General features: G+C 68.7%; 22 protein-coding genes and 1 tRNA gene. 11 read left to right on the top strand and 12 right to left on the bottom strand.

Features of this window, described 5'->3' with window-relative positions; genetic code table 11:
• Positions 1 to 302 precede the first annotated feature (302 nt).
• Positions 303 to 752, top strand: coding sequence for an Lrp/AsnC family transcriptional regulator (locus ACQUSM_RS00735; protein WP_435114969.1), 450 nt, complete (start codon positions 303 to 305; stop codon positions 750 to 752).
• Here ACQUSM_RS00735 and ACQUSM_RS00730 read toward each other — a convergent pair.
• Positions 749 to 1,114 carry a hypothetical protein gene (locus ACQUSM_RS00730; protein ID WP_435114968.1) on the bottom strand — a complete coding sequence of 122 codons (366 nt, stop codon included), beginning with the start codon at positions 1,112 to 1,114 and terminating at the stop codon, positions 749 to 751. The two genes, ACQUSM_RS00735 and ACQUSM_RS00730, sit on opposite strands and share 4 nt — an antisense overlap.
• An 89-nt stretch (positions 1,115 to 1,203) precedes the next feature.
• Between ACQUSM_RS00730 and ACQUSM_RS00725 the strand changes: the two genes are divergently transcribed.
• The 4 genes from ACQUSM_RS00725 (at position 1,204) to ACQUSM_RS00710 (ending at position 5,175) form a co-directional block, all read left to right on the top strand.
• Positions 1,204 to 2,298: a DUF63 family protein gene (locus tag ACQUSM_RS00725; protein WP_435114967.1), complete on the top strand. Its 1,095-nt coding sequence runs from the start codon at positions 1,204 to 1,206 to the stop codon at positions 2,296 to 2,298.
• A gap of 210 nt (positions 2,299 to 2,508) precedes the next feature.
• Positions 2,509 to 3,852, top strand: a complete 1,344-nt coding sequence (locus ACQUSM_RS00720; RefSeq protein WP_435114966.1) for an RNase J family beta-CASP ribonuclease — start codon at positions 2,509 to 2,511, stop codon at positions 3,850 to 3,852.
• Positions 3,853 to 3,854: 2 nt separating this feature from the next.
• A complete protein-coding gene (gene idsA3, locus ACQUSM_RS00715; protein WP_435114965.1) occupies positions 3,855 to 4,901 on the top strand; it encodes a geranylfarnesyl diphosphate synthase in 1,047 nt (348 codons plus the stop codon).
• 46 nt (positions 4,902 to 4,947) lie between these two features.
• Positions 4,948 to 5,175, top strand: coding sequence for a hypothetical protein (locus tag ACQUSM_RS00710; RefSeq protein ID WP_435114964.1), 228 nt, complete (start codon positions 4,948 to 4,950; stop codon positions 5,173 to 5,175).
• Here ACQUSM_RS00710 and ACQUSM_RS00705 read toward each other — a convergent pair whose 3' ends face one another.
• Positions 5,176 to 5,754, bottom strand: coding sequence for a metallophosphoesterase (locus ACQUSM_RS00705; protein ID WP_435114963.1), 579 nt, complete (start codon positions 5,752 to 5,754; stop codon positions 5,176 to 5,178).
• Positions 5,755 to 5,875: 121 nt separating this feature from the next.
• On the opposite strand from ACQUSM_RS00705, the gene ACQUSM_RS00700 reads away from it, so the two are divergent.
• Positions 5,876 to 6,832, top strand: a complete 957-nt coding sequence (locus ACQUSM_RS00700) for a DMT family transporter (protein WP_435114962.1) — start codon at positions 5,876 to 5,878, stop codon at positions 6,830 to 6,832.
• 15 nt (positions 6,833 to 6,847) lie between these two features.
• Here the strand turns inward: ACQUSM_RS00700 and bcp are convergent, their stop codons facing one another.
• Genes bcp through priS form a run of 3 tightly spaced genes read right to left on the bottom strand, consistent with a single transcriptional unit; the run spans position 6,848 to position 9,497 of the window.
• Positions 6,848 to 7,306, bottom strand: coding sequence for a thioredoxin-dependent thiol peroxidase (gene bcp, locus ACQUSM_RS00695; protein ID WP_435114961.1), 459 nt, complete (start codon positions 7,304 to 7,306; stop codon positions 6,848 to 6,850).
• 43 nt (positions 7,307 to 7,349) lie between these two features.
• Entirely contained in the window at positions 7,350 to 8,267 is a 918-nt protein-coding gene (locus tag ACQUSM_RS00690; protein ID WP_435114960.1) for a DNA replication complex subunit Gins51, read from the bottom strand.
• 54 nt (positions 8,268 to 8,321) lie between these two features.
• Positions 8,322 to 9,497, bottom strand: coding sequence for a DNA primase catalytic subunit PriS (gene priS / locus ACQUSM_RS00685; protein WP_435114959.1), 1,176 nt, complete (start codon positions 9,495 to 9,497; stop codon positions 8,322 to 8,324).
• A gap of 223 nt (positions 9,498 to 9,720) precedes the next feature.
• On the opposite strand from priS, the gene ACQUSM_RS00680 reads away from it, so the two are divergent.
• The 4 genes from ACQUSM_RS00680 to ACQUSM_RS00665 all read left to right on the top strand — a co-directional run bounded on the left by ACQUSM_RS00680 (position 9,721) and on the right by ACQUSM_RS00665 (position 12,102).
• A complete protein-coding gene (locus tag ACQUSM_RS00680) occupies positions 9,721 to 10,359 on the top strand; it encodes a 50S ribosomal protein L1 (protein ID WP_435114958.1) in 639 nt (212 codons plus the stop codon).
• Positions 10,356 to 11,408 (top strand): 50S ribosomal protein L10, encoded by a 1,053-nt coding sequence (locus ACQUSM_RS00675; RefSeq protein ID WP_435114957.1) that lies wholly within the window; start codon positions 10,356 to 10,358, stop codon positions 11,406 to 11,408. Before ACQUSM_RS00680 ends, ACQUSM_RS00675 begins: the two co-directional genes overlap by 4 nt.
• 6 nt (positions 11,409 to 11,414) lie before the next feature.
• Positions 11,415 to 11,759, top strand: a complete 345-nt coding sequence (rpl12p, locus tag ACQUSM_RS00670) for a 50S ribosomal protein P1 (RefSeq protein ID WP_435114956.1) — start codon at positions 11,415 to 11,417, stop codon at positions 11,757 to 11,759.
• Between the two features lie 130 nt (positions 11,760 to 11,889).
• Positions 11,890 to 12,102, top strand: coding sequence for a hypothetical protein (locus ACQUSM_RS00665; RefSeq protein WP_435114955.1), 213 nt, complete (start codon positions 11,890 to 11,892; stop codon positions 12,100 to 12,102).
• Between the two features lie 112 nt (positions 12,103 to 12,214).
• Here the strand turns inward: ACQUSM_RS00665 and ACQUSM_RS00660 are convergent.
• Positions 12,215 to 12,299 (bottom strand) — tRNA-Leu (locus tag ACQUSM_RS00660).
• A 141-nt stretch (positions 12,300 to 12,440) separates the two neighbouring features.
• Here ACQUSM_RS00660 and ACQUSM_RS00655 point away from each other — a divergent pair.
• Positions 12,441 to 13,004 (top strand): DUF420 domain-containing protein, encoded by a 564-nt coding sequence (locus tag ACQUSM_RS00655; RefSeq protein WP_435114953.1) that lies wholly within the window; start codon positions 12,441 to 12,443, stop codon positions 13,002 to 13,004.
• Here ACQUSM_RS00655 and ACQUSM_RS00650 read toward each other — a convergent pair whose 3' ends face one another.
• From ACQUSM_RS00650 to ACQUSM_RS00625, 6 genes are all read right to left on the bottom strand, one after another.
• Positions 13,005 to 13,547 (bottom strand): cupin domain-containing protein, encoded by a 543-nt coding sequence (locus tag ACQUSM_RS00650; protein ID WP_435114952.1) that lies wholly within the window; start codon positions 13,545 to 13,547, stop codon positions 13,005 to 13,007.
• 51 nt (positions 13,548 to 13,598) lie between these two features.
• Complete coding sequence (purF, locus tag ACQUSM_RS00645; protein WP_435118250.1) at positions 13,599 to 15,044, bottom strand: amidophosphoribosyltransferase; 1,446 nt, start codon at positions 15,042 to 15,044, stop codon at positions 13,599 to 13,601.
• Between the two features lie 233 nt (positions 15,045 to 15,277).
• Positions 15,278 to 15,454 (bottom strand): 50S ribosomal protein L37e, encoded by a 177-nt coding sequence (locus tag ACQUSM_RS00640; protein ID WP_079978661.1) that lies wholly within the window; start codon positions 15,452 to 15,454, stop codon positions 15,278 to 15,280.
• Positions 15,451 to 15,681, bottom strand: a complete 231-nt coding sequence (locus ACQUSM_RS00635; RefSeq protein WP_053948557.1) for an LSM domain-containing protein — start codon at positions 15,679 to 15,681, stop codon at positions 15,451 to 15,453. The genes ACQUSM_RS00640 and ACQUSM_RS00635 overlap by 4 nt, the downstream gene beginning before the upstream one ends.
• Before the next feature lie 73 nt (positions 15,682 to 15,754).
• Positions 15,755 to 16,558 (bottom strand): succinylglutamate desuccinylase, encoded by an 804-nt coding sequence (locus tag ACQUSM_RS00630; RefSeq protein ID WP_435114951.1) that lies wholly within the window; start codon positions 16,556 to 16,558, stop codon positions 15,755 to 15,757.
• A 45-nt stretch (positions 16,559 to 16,603) separates the two neighbouring features.
• The gene (locus tag ACQUSM_RS00625) at positions 16,604 to 17,632 is read right to left on the bottom strand and encodes a M42 family metallopeptidase (protein ID WP_435114950.1); all 1,029 of its coding nucleotides are present in this window, start codon (positions 17,630 to 17,632) and stop codon (positions 16,604 to 16,606) included.
• Positions 17,633 to 17,634: the final 2 nt, after the last annotated feature.

Below are 17,634 nucleotides of genomic sequence, written 5' to 3'. Positions count from 1 at the left end.
CTGAAAGGGGCTGCCCGGTCGACGAGCGAGACGATGCAAGCACCGCAGCGAAGCGAGGAGCGTGGTTCGAGAGACGCCGCAGGCGTCTCTCGTCATCACGAGAGAGCTTCGCTCTCTCGAACGACAGCGAGTCGCAGCCGTCGAGCGGGCAGGGGCTTTCACCGTGTTGCTGACCACCATCGAAACCACGTCCTGACACCCACCGAATCGAGCGAGCCATCCCATGAGGAAACCCCGCCCGACAGACACGAATCGCCGTCCCAGTCACAACCGCAAAGAGCCTCCACCGCGATCCCCGAACCATGGAACTCGACGAGACGGACCGGCAGATCCTCCGCATCCTCCAGGAGGACGCCCGGACCCCCTTCAGCGAGGTCGCCCGCCGGATCGACATGTCCAGCGCGACGGTCCACGACCGGGTGAACCGCATGGAAGAGGCGGGCATCATCGAGGGGTACCACGCGAGCGTCGACGCCGACGCGGTGGGGTACGGCGTGAGCGCGTTCGTCGGCCTCCGGACCGAACAGGGCCGCGAGGAGGAGGCACTCGCTCACCTCGCCGGCCTCCCCGAGGTGCAGGAAGTCCACCTCACGACCGGCCAGTGGGACGTGATGGTGCGGGTCCACGCCGAGGACACCGAGGCGCTCCGGGACCTGATGTTCGACCACATCGCCGACACCGACGGGTTCACGCGCTCACAGACGATGGTGGTGCTCGGCACCGACTACGAGGCCGACGGGCTGCCGATCTAGCCGACGTACTGCGCCTCGGCGGAGTTGCGGTCCCGGCCGAAGTCGACGATCTCGGCGTCGATCACGTCGCCGACGGCGGCGCCGTCGGGCACGTCGTCGACGAAGATCACGAACCCCTCCTTCTTGCAGACCGCGACCCGCTCGCCGGAGTGGTGGCTGTTGAACTCCTTGATGCCGAGCGAGACGCGATCGCCCACGTCGACCGGCGGCTCCCGTTCGGTGGCCGCGTCGTGGGCCTGCCGCGACTGGTCGCGCTGGGCGCGTTCGATCCCGTCGGCTCGCCCCTTTCGGTAGGCGGCGTAGACGGCGATCACGGCGACCGCGACGCCACCCGCGATCAGCATCGGTGTCGGACTGACCATACCCGTGAGGGGGACCCCGGAGGGTAACGTTACTGATCCCGATGCGGGAGACCGCAACCCTGAAGCCCCACGCTGTGCGGTGTTGAGGTATGTTCTCCCTCCGCGAGTGGGCCGACGGGAGCCCGGAACGACTCTGGGCCGGCACCGTCGGCGCGCTCCTGGTGGCGCTGATCGGGGGATCGATACTCGCCCCCGAGACCGTCTACGACGGGTTCGTCTGGCACTACTTCTGGGGCCCGGTGCAGGCCGACGCACACAACGCGGTCTGTGCGATCCGCCCCGGGAGCACGGTCGAGTACCTCTACAGCACGTCGGCGTGCCAAGCGGCGGCCGAGCCGGTGGCCTACCCGGGGTACACGGTCGTCAGCGAGATCGGCTACATCGTCGCCCTGCTGATCACGATCACGGGCGTCGTGCTGCTGCTGAAACAGCTCGGCATCGGCGAGGACCGCGGGCTGTTCTGGGCGATGGTGCCGTTCATGCTGCTCGGCGGCGCGCTCCGGACCGTCGAGGACGCCCACAACGCGATGGGCGACAGCTGGTTCGACTACCCGCTGAACACGCTGCTGATCAGCCCGATCATCTACGTCACGCTGTTCGTCATCGCGCTGGCCTGCATCCTCCTCTCGCTGTGGCTGGCCCGACAGGGGTACGTCGACGACTACGTCCGCCCGCTGACGGCGATGGGCAGCGGCGCGTTCCTGCTCTCGGTCGGCTACCTCTCCTACCTCGCGGCGACGGACCCGCAGGTGCAGTTCTACCCGCTGGTGCTGCTCGCGATGGTCGGCCTCTCGGCGGCCGCAGCCGTCGGGACGTGGTACGCCATCGAGACCTTTGCCCCCGGGATCAACCAGGGGACGGGGATCGCCGGCGGGATGGTGCTCGTCGCCCACGCCGTCGACGGCGCCGCGAACGTGATCGGCCTCGACTACCTGATGGCGCTGGGCGTGCCGTACAACCTCAACCCCAAACACCCCGCGAACCAGTTCATCGTCGACCTGTTCGGGGCGGCGTGGCCGTTCCTCGTCGTGAAGATGGCGGCGGCGACGTTCCTGATCTGGGTGTTCGAGCCCGAGCTGGTCGAGGAGACGCCGCGGTACACGACGCTGCTGCTGATCGCGGTCAGCGCGGTCGGGCTGGGTCCCGGCTCTCGGGACCTGTTGCGGTCGGTGTTCGGCGTCTGAGCCGGTCTCCGGCCGTCGGCCGTCGACCCGCGCCATTTTTACCCTCGGACGCAGAAGGACGGGTAAGAACATCCCGCGGGTAAACGCCGACGTGGCGTTGCGGGGATCGGTGACCGACGCGCTGTAAGACGCCGGGGTCCACGACCCCCCACGCTCGCGGCTGTTTCAGTACGCACACCGCCACGAACGTGGCTTTGAGTGCATCCAACCATGGAAGTCGAAATCGCAACAATCGGCGGCTACGAAGAGGTCGGTAGACAGTGTACCGCGGTCCGCGCGGGCGACGACGTCGTCATCTTCGACATGGGCCTGAACCTGAGTAAGGTCCTGATCCACGACAACGTCGAAACCGAGCAGATGCACAGCCTCGACCTGATCGACATGGGCGCCATCCCGGACGACCGCGTGATGTCCGAGATCGAGGGCGACGTGCAGGCCATCGTGCCCACGCACGGCCACCTCGACCACATCGGCGCCATCTCGAAGCTGGCTCACCGCTACGACGCGCCGATCGTCTCGGCGCCGTTCACGATCGAGCTGGTGAAACAGCAGATCCAGGGCGAGTCGAAGTTCGAGGTCGACAACGACCTGATCAAGATGGACGCCGGCGAGACGATGCAGATCGGCGACGACACCGAACTCGAGTTCGTCAACATCACCCACTCCATCATCGACGCGATCAACCCCGTGCTCCACACGCCGGAGGGCGCCGTCGTCTACGGCCTCGACAAGCGGATGGACCACACGCCCGTCATCGGCGACCCGATCGACATGGATCGGTTCCGCGAGATCAGCCGAGAGGAGGGCGTGCTCGCGTACATCGAGGACTGTACCAACGCCGCGAAGAAGGGCCGGACGCCCTCCGAGCGCGTCGCCCGCGAGCACCTGCGTGACGTGATGATGAGTCTGGAGGATTACGACGGCGGCATCGTCGCCACCACGTTCTCCAGCCACATCGCCCGCGTGAAGAGCCTCGTCGAGTTCGCCGAGGAGATCGGCCGCGAGCCGGTGCTGCTCGGTCGCTCGATGGAGAAGTACTCCGGCACGGCCGAGCGCCTCGGCTTCGTCGACTTCCCGGACGACCTCGGGATGTACGGCCACCGCAAGTCCGTCGACCGGACCTTCAAGCGGATCATGAAGGAGGGGAAGGAGAACTACCTCCCGATCGTCACTGGCCACCAGGGCGAGCCGCGCGCGATGCTCACCCGGATGGGTCGCGGCGAGACCCCCTACGACATCGAGGACGGCGACAAGGTCATCTTCAGCGCCCGCGTCATCCCGGAGCCGACCAACGAGGGCCAGCGCTACCAGTCCGAGCAGCTGCTCCGGATGCAGGGCGCCCACATCTACGACGACATCCACGTCTCGGGCCACCTGAGTCAGGAGGGCCACTACCAGATGCTGGAGGCGCTCCAGCCCGAGAACATCGTCCCGGCCCACCAGAACCTCGAGAACCTCGCGAAGTACGTCGACCTCTGTGAGTCCGAGGGGTACAACCTCGGCGACGACATCCACCTCTCGCGCAACGGCAACGTGATCCAGCTGACGGAGTAACGATGAGTGAGGACGCGACGGTCGAACGGCTGCTCGCCGCGGTGAAACAGCGCCGCGAGCGGGTCAACGACGCCATCGTCGAGGAGCTCCCGATCGAGGAGCCCGAACGCCTGTACGAGGCCTCCCGCTACCTGCTCGACGCCGGCGGGAAGCGCCTGCGGCCGACGGTGTGTCTGCTCGTGGGCGAGGCGCTGGCCGACGTGACGCCGGGCACCGCCGACTACCGGCAGTTCCCCGCGCTGTTCGACGGCGAGGTCGACCTGCTGCGTGCGGCGGTCAGCATCGAGGTGATCCAGTCGTTCACGCTGATCCACGACGACATCATGGACGACGACGACCTCCGGCGCGGCGTGCCGGCGGTCCACCGCGAGTACGACGAGGAGACGGCGATCCTCGCGGGCGACACGCTGTACGCCAAGGCGTTCGAGTTCATGACCGACACGGGCAGCCGGCCGGAGCTCTCCGTCGCGGCCACCAACCGACTGGCACGCACCTGTACGGAGATCTGCGAGGGGCAGGCGCTCGACGTGGAGTTCGAGAACCGGGCCGGCGTGCTGCCCGAGGAGTACCTCGAGATGGTCGAGCTCAAGACCGCCGTGCTGTACGGCGCCTCCGCGGCCATCCCGGCGATCCTGCTCGGCGCCGACGACGAGACCGTCGAGGCGCTGCGGCAGTACGGGATCGACTCCGGGCGCGCGTTCCAGATTCAGGACGACGTGCTCGACCTGACGGTGCCGAGCGAGGAGCTGGGCAAGCAGCGCGGCTCGGACCTCGTCGGCGAGAAGGAGACGCTGATCACCCTCCACGCGCGCCAGCAGGGGGTCGACGTGGACGGGCTCGTCGACGCCGAGACGACAGACGAGCTCACCGAAGCCGAGGTCGCCGCGGCCGTCGAGACGCTCGAAGACGCGGGCAGTATCGAGTACGCCCGCTCGCGAGCGGAGGAGCTGACCGCCCGCTCGAAGGACCACCTCGACGCGCTGCCGGACAACGAGGCCAGTCGGCTGCTCGCGGATCTCGCGGACTACCTGATCAACCGCGGCTACTGAGTCCCGAGCCACGGCCGTTTTTCTACGACGACGGCGATCGACGCGTATGGAGTCGACCCCCAGCGACCGTCGCCGCCGTTCCGTCCGTCAACTGCTGTTCGTGATCGCCGGCGCCCACACCGGGGCGTTCGCCGGCTCCGTGCTCCCGACCACGTTCGGACTCCCGGGCGACATCGCGAGCGGGCTCACGATTCTGGTGCTGTTCACGCTCCCGTTCGTGGTCGACGCGAAGTGGGAGTACGTCGACCCGCTGTTCGCGAAGCTGATGCGCTGACTACCGCAGGTCGATCGCGAATTCGGACTCGGCCGTCGCGGCGTCCCGGACACGTTCGTTCGACGGGCACTGATCGAGCAGCGCCGACAGCCCCGCCAGCCGAACCGGGCGGTAGTCGAGCAGCTCCGCCGAGACGTTCACGCGGCGCGCGTCGGCGGCGACGAACGGGAACGTCTCGGGGTGGTTGTCGTGGTGGTGGCCGTGGATCACCCAGCCGTCCCAGTCCTCGGGCACGTCCTCGGGGCGGTGGGTGCAGTAGAACGTGCGGTCGCCGTGGTCCAGCACGGTGGCGTCGACGACCGGGAACGGCGCGTCGTCGGGATCGAGCCCCACGTCGTGGTTGCCACGGATCAGCAGGTCGCCGTCGAGCTGGTCGAACCGTTCGACCGTCTCCCGGCCGTCCTGCATGTCCATCGCCACGTCGCCGAGATGGACGAGCACGGCGTCCGGCGGGACGGTTTCGTAGTGGCCGTCGAGCATCGCGCTGTCCATCGCGCCGGGGGAGTCGAACGGCCGGTCGCAGTACTCGATGATGTTCGCGTGGCCGAAGTGGTGGTCCGAGATCAGATAACGGCTCACGGTCCGGGTAGCCGGGCGGGGCGGCTTAACTCCCGCCGTCGTGTGTGAGTCGTTCGCAATCGAAAGCGGCGAACGCCGCGCGGATGGACACGCTCAAGCCACCGCCGCCACCAGTTCCGACGTGTCTCGCTACCAGGACGCCGGGCTGTTCGTGGTGCTGGCTGTCGCGTGGGGGGCCGGCTTCTCGGCGATCGAGGTCGGGCTGGAGACGATCCCGCCGATCCTGTTCGCGGGGTTTCGCTTCGACATCGGCGCGGTCGTGACCGTCGGCGCGCTCGCGGCGCTGGGGCGGCTGGATCTCCCGCAGACCCGCGCGGACTGGGCGGCGATCGCCGTCGCGGCGGCGTTTCTGGTGTTCGGGAACGTGTTCTTCCTCTTCTTCGGGCAGCTCTACACCTCCGGCTCGGTCGCGTCGGTGGTGTACAGCCTCAACCCCGTGCTCACCGTGGGGTTCGCCGCCCTGCTGCTCTCGGGCGACGGGCTGGCGCCCCGGGACGCCGCGGGGATCGTTCTCGGGCTGATCGGCGTCGTGCTGATCGCGCGCCCGTCGCCGACCGCGGCGACCGAGCCGCCCGCCGGCGCGCCCGACGTGCTCGACGGCGCGTTCGCGACCCTCGGGCCGGACGGGCTCGGGGCGGCGCTGGTGTTCTGTGCGGTGATCGCGGTCGCGGCGGGGAGCGTGCTGCTGCGCCGGGTCGACGCGCCGATGGCCAGCCTCCCGACGACGGGGTGGGCGATGGGGCTCGGCGCGATCATGCTCCACGCCGCCAGCCTCGGGCTCGGCGAGCCGATCGTCGTGCCCTCGGGGACGTGGACGTGGGTCGCGGTCGGCTACGTCGGCGTCGTCGCGAGCTCGGTGGGGTACGGCGCCTACTTCACGCTGATGCGCCGCCGCGGGCCGTTCACCGCGAACCTCGTGAGCTACGCGGTGCCGCCGGTCGCCGCCGTCACGGGCTGGGCGCTGCTCGACGAGGCGCTCCCGCCGGCGGCCGTCGCCGGGTTCGGCTGCATCCTCGCGGGCTTTCTCGTGCTGAACCGGAAGGTGGTGAGTGAGGAACTGCGGCGGCTGCGGGCCTGAGTAGGCGAGGGGTGCTCAGTTCAGGCCGAGGTCGCCGAGGATCTCCTCGGCGTGGTTCTCGGGGTCGACGCCCTCGTAGACCTCGACGATCTCGCCGTCTTGCACGACGAACGTGTTGCGGAACACGCCCATCACCTCGTTGCCGAAGACGTTCTTCTCGCCGTAGGAGCCGTACGCCGCCGACACCTCGCCGTCCTCGTCGGAGAGCAGGTCGAAGGGAAGGTCGTACTTCTCGCGGAAATCAGCGAGGTCCTCGACGGGGTCGTCGCTGATGCCGACGACGGAGACGCCCGCCTCCTCGTAGGCGTCCCAGTCGTCGCGGAACGAGCAGGCCTCGGTGGTGCAGCCGGGCGTGTCGGCACGGGGGTAGAAGTAGACGACGGCGTACTCGCCGGGCAGGTCCGAGAGCGAGACCTCGTCGCCGTTTTGGTTGGGGAGCGAGAACTCGGGTGCGTCGTCGCCGGCTTCGAGCATGCCCGAGCGTGCGATCGGCGGGGACTAACGCTTTCCGCTCCCGTCACCAGAGCCGCTCGGCGGCCTCGCGCTGGAGCAGCGCCTCGGCGTTGTCTGCCGGCAGCGACACCACGTCCTCGCTCTCCAGTTCGTACTCGCGGTCGTCGACGCCGAGCATGCGCCCCACGTCCTCGGTGACACGGACGGTGGTCCGGTCGTCGGCCGCCTTCTCTGTCGCCGCGCCGGTCGCGGCCGTGTCCGCACTCGCCGGCGCGTCGTCCCCGCTCGCGGTCGCGACCCCGCCGTCCGATCGGGGATCGACCGACGCCTCGGGCGGCTCCGACCCCGCCGCCTCGGCCTCGCTGGCCGGCCTGTCCGGCGGCGCCGGCGGAACGTCGTCCGACTCGTCGGTACTCGACGGGGCGGTCGGATCGGGCGCCCCCGTGCCGACCGCCGGCTCGTCGCGGGAGGGACCGGTGTCGTCGGTTCTCGTCGGCGTCTCACCGCCGGGCGCTGTCGGCTCGCTCGTTTCCGTCGTCTCGGTTGGCTCGGGCTGGGCGCCCGGCGCGCCCGCGGACGCGGGCACGCTGTCGCCCTCGCCGGCGAGGATGTCCAGCACGCGCGAGCGGTTCTCGCCGATGCGGCCGACCATGTCCTCGAACAGGTCGCGTTCCTGCGTGGTGAGCCCCTCCTCCTCGACGGGCATGTCCGCGGCCGCGAAGGAGGCCATCTTGACGACTTTCCCGACGCGGCGCTCGTAGATCGCCTCGACCACGTCCTCCGCGCGCTCGATGTCGTCGCTGAGCCGGGAGACCTCCGGGTTCGAGAACGGCTCGTCGGCCTCCTCGGCCACGCGATCGCGCTCCTGTTTCAGCTCCTCGATGTACGCCGCGACGTCCTCGTAGAACGAGTCCCGCAGGTGCTGGAGGCTGTCCTTCTGGCGCTCCTTGCTCTGGACCGTCTGGAGTTCGTCGATGTCCATGCTGTGTGTTGGAGTCGCGCGGATGGCGCGACGGCGGCCTGCGGGTTCGTTCGATCACTCTGCGGCTTTCTCGGCGCGCCCCCTCGCCATGAGGAACACGCCGACGTACTCTTCCACTGATTGCGGACCGGGCTCTAAAGCTGTTTCGGCGCCCAGGTCGACCGGCCCCGGCTCGGTGACGTTCACCATGATCCGCTGGCCGCGGAAGCGGTCGGCGACGGCGTTTTCGAGCGGGTCGAACGAGTCGAGATCGTCGGGCTCGATCGGCTGCACGACGAACCCAGTCCCGCCGTGGAGCGTCCCCGGGAGTCGGATCAGCCGGCGCACGTCGGTCGTGACGGGCTCGTCGATCGGCGCCGTCTCCTGCTGGACGACCTGTGCGGTCAGCGCCTCGATCAGCTTCCGCAGGCCCGGACCGCCGGCCTCGACGTTCCCCTCCCGGATCGCGCCGGGGTTGCGCTCCGCGGCGTCGAGGATGGTGCTCGCCCGGCCGTCGCCGATCCCGTCGAACGCGGTGAGCTCGTCGAGCGCGTCCGCCCGATCCATCTCCCGGAGCTCGGCGACGAACTCGACGAGCTCGCGGTGGACCCGGCGTCCCCAGCCGCCGCCGGTCTTGAGCTCGCGGCGGGTGGTGCCGCCGTGGGAGACGGTGCGGATCAGCCCGTCGCGGTCGAGGTCGACCGCGCGTACGTAGTCGACGATCTCGCGGCGCGCCTCGCTGTCGAGTTCGAGCAGCGCGTCGTTGCGGACGTGGACGTGGTAGCCGCGGCCGCCCGAGAAGACGATCAGCAGTTCGTCGTCGGTGAAGCCGAAATCCTCCCGGAGCAGGTCGAGCAGTCGCTGGAGCGCGTCCTTACACGCCGCGAGCATCTGCGCGTAGCTGGCTTCGTCCTCGTCGACGCCGGGGAGGTGGTCGGCGTCGAGGTCGAACACGAGGTCCGCGCCGCGCCAGCCCTTCTCGGCCATCGTCCGGTTGTCGGGGTCGTCGTAGCGTGCGGCCGAGAAGTAGGCGTGGCGAGGGGCTGCCCGTTCGAGGAACTCCCGGACCGACTGGGCGTCCCCGCCCATGTCCAACAGCGAGCGGTGACGCACCATCGTCGTCCCGTCGCTCTCGGTGTAGGGGATATGCCCCCACTCCCGGGCCGCGGGCTCGGGCGGCACCGAGATGTCGGCGTCGGCGTAGTAGTCGCCGAAGCGCCCCTCGAGGTAGTTGCGCGTGCGCTCCTCCATTCCTGTGCTCGCTTGTGGAGTTCGGGGTATAGGGTTTTGCCTTCGCCGACGCCCCCACGCCACGGGACGGCGTCACAGGGTCCGAGACGGCGCCCTCGCCGGGTTTCGGCGAGTCCCGAGTTCGACGGCTTTAAGTCTCGCATCGCCGTCGTCTCGGGTGAGACAGGCGTAGCCTGTTTCACTCACCCGTAGGAGCCGCCTACGCGTACTACGGAGGTGAAAGATGGCAGATTCAATAGAGGAAGCAGTATCCCGCGCACTCGAGGACGCACCCGATCGGAACTTCACCGAGACGGTCGACCTCGCAGTCAATCTGCGCGACATCGACTTGAACGACCCGTCCAACCGGGTCGACGAGAGCGTCGTGCTCCCGTCAGGAACCGGACAGGAGACACGTATCGTCGTCTTCGCGACCGGCGAGACCGCCGTTCGTGCCGAAGACGTCGCCGACGAGGTGCTCGGCCCCGACGAGCTCGAGGACCTCGGCGACGACGACGACGAGGCGAAGGACCTCGCCGACGATACGGACTTCTTCATCGCGGAGGCCGCGATGATGCAAGACATCGGCCGCTACCTCGGGACCGTGCTCGGTCCGCGAGGGAAGATGCCGACCCCGCTCCAGCCCGACGACGACGTGGTGGAGACGGTCGAACGGATGAAAAACACCGTTCAGATCCGCTCCGGCGACCGCCGGACGTTCCACACCCGCGTCGGCGCCCAGGACATGACCCCCGACGAGGTCTCGAACAACATCGACGTCATCATCCGGCGTCTCGAGGCCGACCTCGAGAAGGGGCCCCTCAACATCGACTCCATCTACGTGAAGACCACGATGGGGCCGGCCGTGGAGGTGCCCGCATGAGCGAAGCACAGGACGTCCGCAAGACCGAGACGGTGCCCGAGTGGAAGCAGCAGGAGGTCGACGAGCTCGTCGACTTCCTCGAGCGCTACGACGCCGTCGGCATCGTCGGCGTCACGGGCATCCCCTCGCGACAGCTCCAGAGCATGCGCCGCGGGCTCCACGGCACCGCCGAGGTGCGCATGAGCCGCAACACGCTCATGACCCGCGCCGTCGAGGAGGTCGACGAGGGTCTCGAACAGCTCGCCACGGAGATCGGCGGCGAGGTCGCCTTCGTCGGCACGAACGACAACCCGTTCGGGCTGTTCAAGGAGCTGGAAGCCTCGAAGACCCCGGCGCCCATCGGCGCCGGCGAGGTCGCCCCCAACGACATCGTCATCCCCGAGGGTGACACCGGGATCGACCCCGGTCCGTTTGTGGGCGAGCTCCAGTCGGTCGGCGCCTCCGCCCGCATCATGGAGGGGTCGATCAAGGTCACCGAGGACTCCCACGTGCTCGACGCCGGGGAGACCGTCTCCGAGGATCTGGCGAACGTGCTCGCCGAGATGGGCATCGAGCCCAAGGAAGTCGGGCTGGACCTGCGCGCCGTCTACGCCGACGGCGTGCTGTTCGAGCCCGAGGAGCTCGAGCTCGACGTCGACGAGTACCGCGAGGACATCCAGGCCGCCGCCGCGGCTGCCCGGAATCTCTCGGTCAACGCCGCCTACCCGACCGCCCAGAACGCGGGCACCCTGCTCGCGAAGGCGGCCGGCGAGGCCAAATCCGTCGGCCTCGAGGCGACGATCGTCAACGAGGAGCTCGCGCCCGATCTGATCGGCAAGGCGGACGCACAGCTGCGTGCGCTGGCCGCCCAGATCGACGACGAGGAGGCGCTCCCCGAGGAGCTGCAGGGCGTGGAAGCGCCGGCAGCCACCGAGGACGTCGACGAGGACGAGGAGGAACAGGACGACGAAGCAACTGACGCCGAGGACGCCGACGACGCCGAGCCGGAGGACGACTCCGACGACGACGACGCCGACGGCGGCGAAGGTCTCGGCGAGATGTTCGGGTAACTTACAATGGAATACGTTTACGCTGCACTCACGCTGAACGAATCGGGCGAGGAGATCAACGAGGAGAACATCACCGCGGTGCTCGAAGCCGCGGGCGTCGACGTCGAGGAGTCCCGCGTCAAGGCCCTCGTGGCCGCGCTGGAGGACGTCGACATCGAGGAGGCCATCGAGACGGCCGCCGCCGCGCCCGCCGCGGGCGGTGCGGCCGCCGGCGGCGCTGGCGGTAGCGCCGACGAGGCCGACGAGGAAGCAGAGGAAGAGGCCGAGGAAGAGGCCGAGGCCGAGGAAGAGGACGAAGACGAGGGCGACGACGAGGAGTCCGGCGAGGGCCTCGGCGAGCTGTTCGGTTAAACGGCAGCGACCCTCTCACCGACGCTTCCGCAGTGCCGATTTCTTTCGACGCTCGTTCGGGAGTGGCGACGCTCGACACGGGTCGTTCTCCCCGGTAAATTTATTTGAACTAGCCGATATGTGTTCTGGCATGGGCCTGTTTAGCACAGACTGTGCCTACTGTGGCGATTCGGGAGCGAGCGAGAACTGCAGCCAGTGCGGAATGGACTTCCACGCGGAATGTGCCCAGCAGCGGGGCGACCTCCAGATCAAGGAGGAGGGTGGCGGGCTGTTGAGTTCGAGTACGACCCACTACCGGTGGGCGTGTCCGAACTGCGGACGGCGCTCGAACGGGTCGTTCTAACCGTACTCGGAAGAGTAGCCACTGTCGAAGGTATTTTCGGAAGGATTGTGCGTGGGTGCTGTCCAGCGGACGAGCACCTGCATCGTGTGGTGAGTGATTGCTCACCGTGCGATGCGTGGGACCGGATTTGAACCGGCGGACCTCTACAGGACAGCGCCCTCAACGCTGCGCCGTTGGCCTAGCTTGGCTACCCACGCTCGCGTGCTTGCTGCAGTCGTTCATTGCCGACGGCCCAGTAAAAGGGCTTCCTTTTGGCCGCGCCGTCGGGCGACGAGATAGCGTCGGCGCCGCCGTGCCGTCGCCACACGTTTCTTGCCCCGTCGGACCGACACGCCAGTATGAACGTTCGTACCACCGTCCGCGACCACACGCTCGGGACGGCGACGCTGCTCTCCGTCGTCGCGCTCGCGCTGGTGTTCGCCGCGGCGCTGCGTGTCGTCCCCGCCGAGGCGCTCCCCCGGGCGCCTTCGGCGGTCGTCGAGGCCATCCCGCATCTGAACGCGCTGATCTGTACGGTCGCGCTGGCCACGGTGATCCTCGGCGTCCGCGCGATCCGGGAGGGGGACGTCGACCGCCACCGGAAGCTGATGGGCGCGACGTTCGGCCTGTTCGCGCTGTTCCTCGTCGCCTACCTCTACCGGGTCAGCCTCGTCGGCCCGACGGAGTTCCCGGCGACGGGGCTGCTCGAGACAGCGTATCTCGCGATCCTCGGGATCCACATCACGCTCGCGATCGTCTGCGTGCCGCTGGTGTTCTACGCGCTGCTTTTGGCGTGGAGCTACCCCGTCTCGGAGATTCCCCGGACGAACCACCGGAAGGTGGGGAAGGTCGCGGCGCCGCTCTGGGCCATCTCGTTCGCGCTGGGCGTCGTCGTCTACCTGTTCGTGTACGTGATCGCCTGACTACGCCCACCGCGGCTCGGATCGCTCCGCGCCGCAGTCCGGGCAGACGACGATCGTCTCGCCCTCCCCCTCCCCGGACGCGACCTCCATCTCCGCGTTCCCACACGCCGGACAGCCACGCGTTCGATGCTCGCCGCCGCAGTCGGGACACGCCAGTCGAAGCTCGCCGTCGAACTCGGGGGAGAGCCCGCGGTGGCCACAGTCCGGGCAGTCGAGCGGGACCCGCACCTGCTCGCTCTCCCTCGGCGCGCCGATCGCGAGCACGACGGCCGGCGACTCCCCCGTGTTCGCGCCGGTCTGGTACTCGCCGGGGGCGAACCGGACCGCCTCGCCCGCGTCGACGGCGACCGGCTCAGAGAGGGTATCGAACGTCACCGTCCCCTCGATTACGTAGAACACCTCCTCCTGATCGAGGTGGGTGTGGAGCCCGCTCGGCAGCCCTTCGCCCGGGGAGAGCCGGTAGCGGTTGATCGCGACGTCGGTCGTCCCGAGCGCGTCGGAGAGCGACTCGCTGGGAGAACCGTCCGAAACGAACGTCTGCATGCGCTGGAACTCTCCCGTCGTAAAGGAACGTCTTGTGCCAAGTGCCGCGTCTCAATCGTCCGCCACGACGGCGTCGTCGATATCCGGCCGCGTCACGTCGCGATCGGTCTCCTCGCCGTCGATGTCGTAGGGGTACTCGCCCGTCACACAGCCAAGACAGAGATCCCCCCGGGACTCGCCCAGCACCTCGGCGACGCCGTCGACGGAGAGGTAGGAGAGCGAGTCCGCGCCGACCGTCTCGCGGATGTCCTCGGTGTCCTGTCCCGCGGCGATCAGCTCCTCGCGGGAGGCCATGTCGATCCCCATGTAGCACGGCGCGAGGATCTGTGGCGCGCCGATGCGGAGGTGGACCTCCTCGGCGCCGGCCTCTTCGAGCAGCGAGACGAGCTGCGTCGAGGTCGTCCCGCGGACGATGCTGTCGTCGATCAGCGTGACCGACTTCCCCTCGACCGTCGAGCGGATGGGGTTGAGCTTGAGGCGGACGGCCTGCTCGCGCTGGTCCTGTGTGGGCATGATGAACGTCCGGCCGACGTAGCGGTTCTTCATCAGCCCCTCCGCGAACTCCGGGCCGTCGTCGCCGAGCTCGTCGGCCGCGGCCTCGGCGTACCCCGTCGCGAACGCCCGGCCGGAGTCGGGGACTGGCATCACCACGTCGCTCTCCACGCCCGACTCCTCCCACAGGCGGGCACCGAGATCGCGCCGCGTGTCGTAGACGAGCGCCTCGTCGATCACGGAGTCCGGCCGCGCGAAGTAGACGTGCTCGAAGAAGCAGTGGGCCGTGTGCTCCTCCTCGACCAGCTGGTAGCTGTCGTACCCCGTCCCGTCGGGATCGAGCAGGACGAGTTCGCCGGGCTTCACGTCCCGGATCAGCTCCCCGCCCAGCGTGTCGATCGCCGCCGACTCCGACGCGAGCACGTAGCCGTCGTCGAGCTTGCCGAGACAGAGCGGACGATTTCCTTGGGGGTCCCGAATTCCGAGGACAGTCTCGTCGTGCATCACCGTCAGCGCGTAGGAGCCGTGGATCCGGTCCATCGTGCGCTTGACCGCGCGGACGAGGTCGGCGTCGAGCAGATTGCGCGCGAGATCGTGGGCGATCACCTCGGTGTCGCCGTCGGAGGTGAACGCGTGGCCCTCCCCGGCCAGCTCCTCGCGGATCTCGCCGGCGTTGACCAGGTTCCCGTTGTGGCTCAGCGCGAGCGAGCCCGAGCGGAAGGAGACGGTGAACGGCTGTGCGCAGGCTTTGTCGACGCTCCCCGCGGTGGGGTAGCGGACGTGACCCACGCCGGTCGAGCCCTGCAGCCCGTCGAGGTCGTCCTCCTCGAACGCCTCGCCGACCAGCCCCATCTCGACGTGGTCGTGCTGCTGAAACCCGTCGTGGGTGACGATCCCCGCCGACTCCTGGCCGCGGTGCTGGAGCGCGTACAGGCCGTAGTAACAGGGGTGGGCGGCCCCGCGATCCTCGAGCGCGACGCCGACGACGCCACACTTCTCCCGCATCCCGTCGGTCGGCCCTTCGGCCGAACCCTCGTGCATACCCGCCCGTCGGTCGCGCGGAACCAAAAACCCCCGCTATCGTGCTGTATCGTTGCCGGTATACCGAAAGAATATACAGACACGTGCATACCGACGGACGATGCGGCGATCGTGCTCCCCGTCGCGTCGACTGTCGGCGGCGAGAGTGCGGCCGCTACTTCGGTTAGAAACGGCGGAGAAAACTGCAGTGAGAGCCGTCAGTTGTCGCCGCTTTTCGACTGCCACTCGTAGTCGCGTCGCTTGGCGGACTTCCCGAACCCGCACGACGAGCAGACCTTCTTCTTCGTGTGGTAGGATTTCTCGCCGCAGCGGCGACATTTCGTGTGAGTCGTGGTGTTCTTCTTCCCCTGGCTCGGTGTTCCTGCGCCGGTCATAGAGTTACCGAAACGACGTTGTCACCACGGATAATCGTTGTGTTGTCCACTTCCTCGACGTCGAGTTCGCCCAGCACGGCGTCGCTCGCGTCGGCCGGTTCGAGCACGACGTTCATGTGCTGGTCGTAGCCCGAGAGCGCCCCGTAGAAGGACTCGCCGTCCTTCAGATGGACCGTCACCGGCTCCGAGAGCGACTCTTCGAGCACGTCGAGCGGGCGTCCACTCATGGTCACTCAAACCCCGGTGCCGGAAATAAACGTACCGAACCGCCGACGACGGCCGGCGGCCGGGAGAGCAGGCTCACTCCAGTTGGCCGACAGCCTCGGCGGCGTAGCCGAAGATGTCGTCGTACCCCTCCGCCGAGAGGAGCACGGGGTAGAACGGCTCGTCGGCGGTCAGCGCCTCGCCGTCGGCGATCGCGAACCGCTCGCCGGCCTCGACGCGCTCGAAGTTCGGGACGACCACGTCGTACTCCCGGCCGGGGGGCTTGGCGATCGGCCCGTCGAGCCGGAACACTTCGACCTCGCCGCGTTCGGGCTGAGCCAGTCGGTCGTCCGTGGCCGGTACCGAAAGCGCGTTCGACGCCGCGAGGAACGCCCGGGTGAGCCAGTAGGCGTTCTCGGCGGCCTCCTCGCTGCCCTGGAGGCCACACTCCAGCTCGATCGTGTGGGCGTGCTCGACCAGCCGGCCGTCGGTGTAGTTGTCGGTCTCGACCAGCACGTCGACGGGGAGCAGCGGCGCGAGCGAGCGCGCGATCTCGTCGACGGTGTCGATCACCGCGATCGGCTCGGCGTAGGACTGCGTGGAGTGCAGCGCGAGCACCGTACAGCCCTGTACCTCGCGGGCGAGCTCGTGGGCCAGCCGTGACTCGTGTGTGTCGCCCTCGGGATCGCCCGGGAACGCGCGGTTGAGGTCCTCTTCGACGTATCTGACCCCGCGTTCCAGCGCCTCCTCGTTGGCGATTATCAGCTTCACCGGACGGTCGACTTCGGGCTCCTCGGCGACGAGACGTTCGACCGCCTCGACGCCACAGGGCTCGTCCCCGTGGATGCCAGCGACGACGGCCAGTTCGGGCTGTCCCTCGCCCAACTGGTAGATCTGCATACCCCACTGGAGGAGGTGAACGGGCAAGAAGGGATCGGCTTCGGCTTACTCGACGAGCGACGCCGTCCGGGACAGCGCCACCGTCAGTAGCGCCACCGTCGCCGACAGGTCGTCGCGATGGGCGGTCTCGACGGGGGAGTGGTGGTAGCGCACGGGGATCGAGAGCGCGCCCGACAGGACGGCGCCGCCGGCGTTCTGCAGCGCCCCGGTGTCGGTCCCGATGTTCGCGGCGACCTCCGGCTGGTGGGCGATCTCCCGGTCGTCTGCCACGTCGACGAGCCACTCGACCACCGCGGGGCTGGGGATCACGGAGGCGTCCTTCCGCTTGATCCCGACGCCCTCACCGAGCGTGGATACCGTCTCGGCGGCGTGAACGCCGGGGACGCTCCGTTCGAGTGTCCCGTCGAGCGCGAGCACGAGGTCTGGGTCGAAGCGGTCGTCGGTCGCGACTGCGCGGGCGCCGCGCAGGCCGACCTCCTCCTGCACCGTCGCACAGAAGTGGACCGTCGCGTCGGGCTCGGCCGTGCGTGCGGCCGCGAGCATCGCGTAGACGCCCGCGCGGTCGTCGAGCGCCTTCCCGGTCACGCAGTCGCCGAGCGCGCGGGGTTCGGCGTCGAGCGTGACCACGTCGCCGACCGAGACCGTCTCGGCCGCGGCGTCGGCGTCGAGTCCCAGATCCACCGCGAGGTCGTCGATGTCCTCCACGTCGTCCTCGTCGCGCGTGTGCGCCGGCTCGGCGCCGATCACGCCCGGCACTGTCCCGTCGTCGGTGTGGACGGTGACGGGCTGTGCGCGGAGGACCTGTGGGTTCCAGCCGCCGAGAGAATCGAGCCGCAGGAAGCCGTCGTCGGTGACCCGCGAGACCACGAAGCCGATCTCGTCCATGTGGGCGGCGACGACCACCTCGCGATCGCTCTCACCCTCGACGGTGCCCACGACGTTGCCCATCGCGTCGGTGTCGATTCGGTCGACTGCGGGCGCCAGCGCCTCGCGGACCACCGCGCGGACGCCGTCCTCGTACCCCACCGGGCCGGCGGCCCGGGCGAGATCGAACAGCAGTTCCCGGTCGTGCATAC

The organism is Halolamina sp. C58, from assembly GCF_051195095.1.
Lineage (GTDB): Archaea > Halobacteriota > Halobacteria > Halobacteriales > Haloferacaceae > Halolamina.
This window is presented reverse-complemented; position numbering and strand designations above follow the sequence as displayed.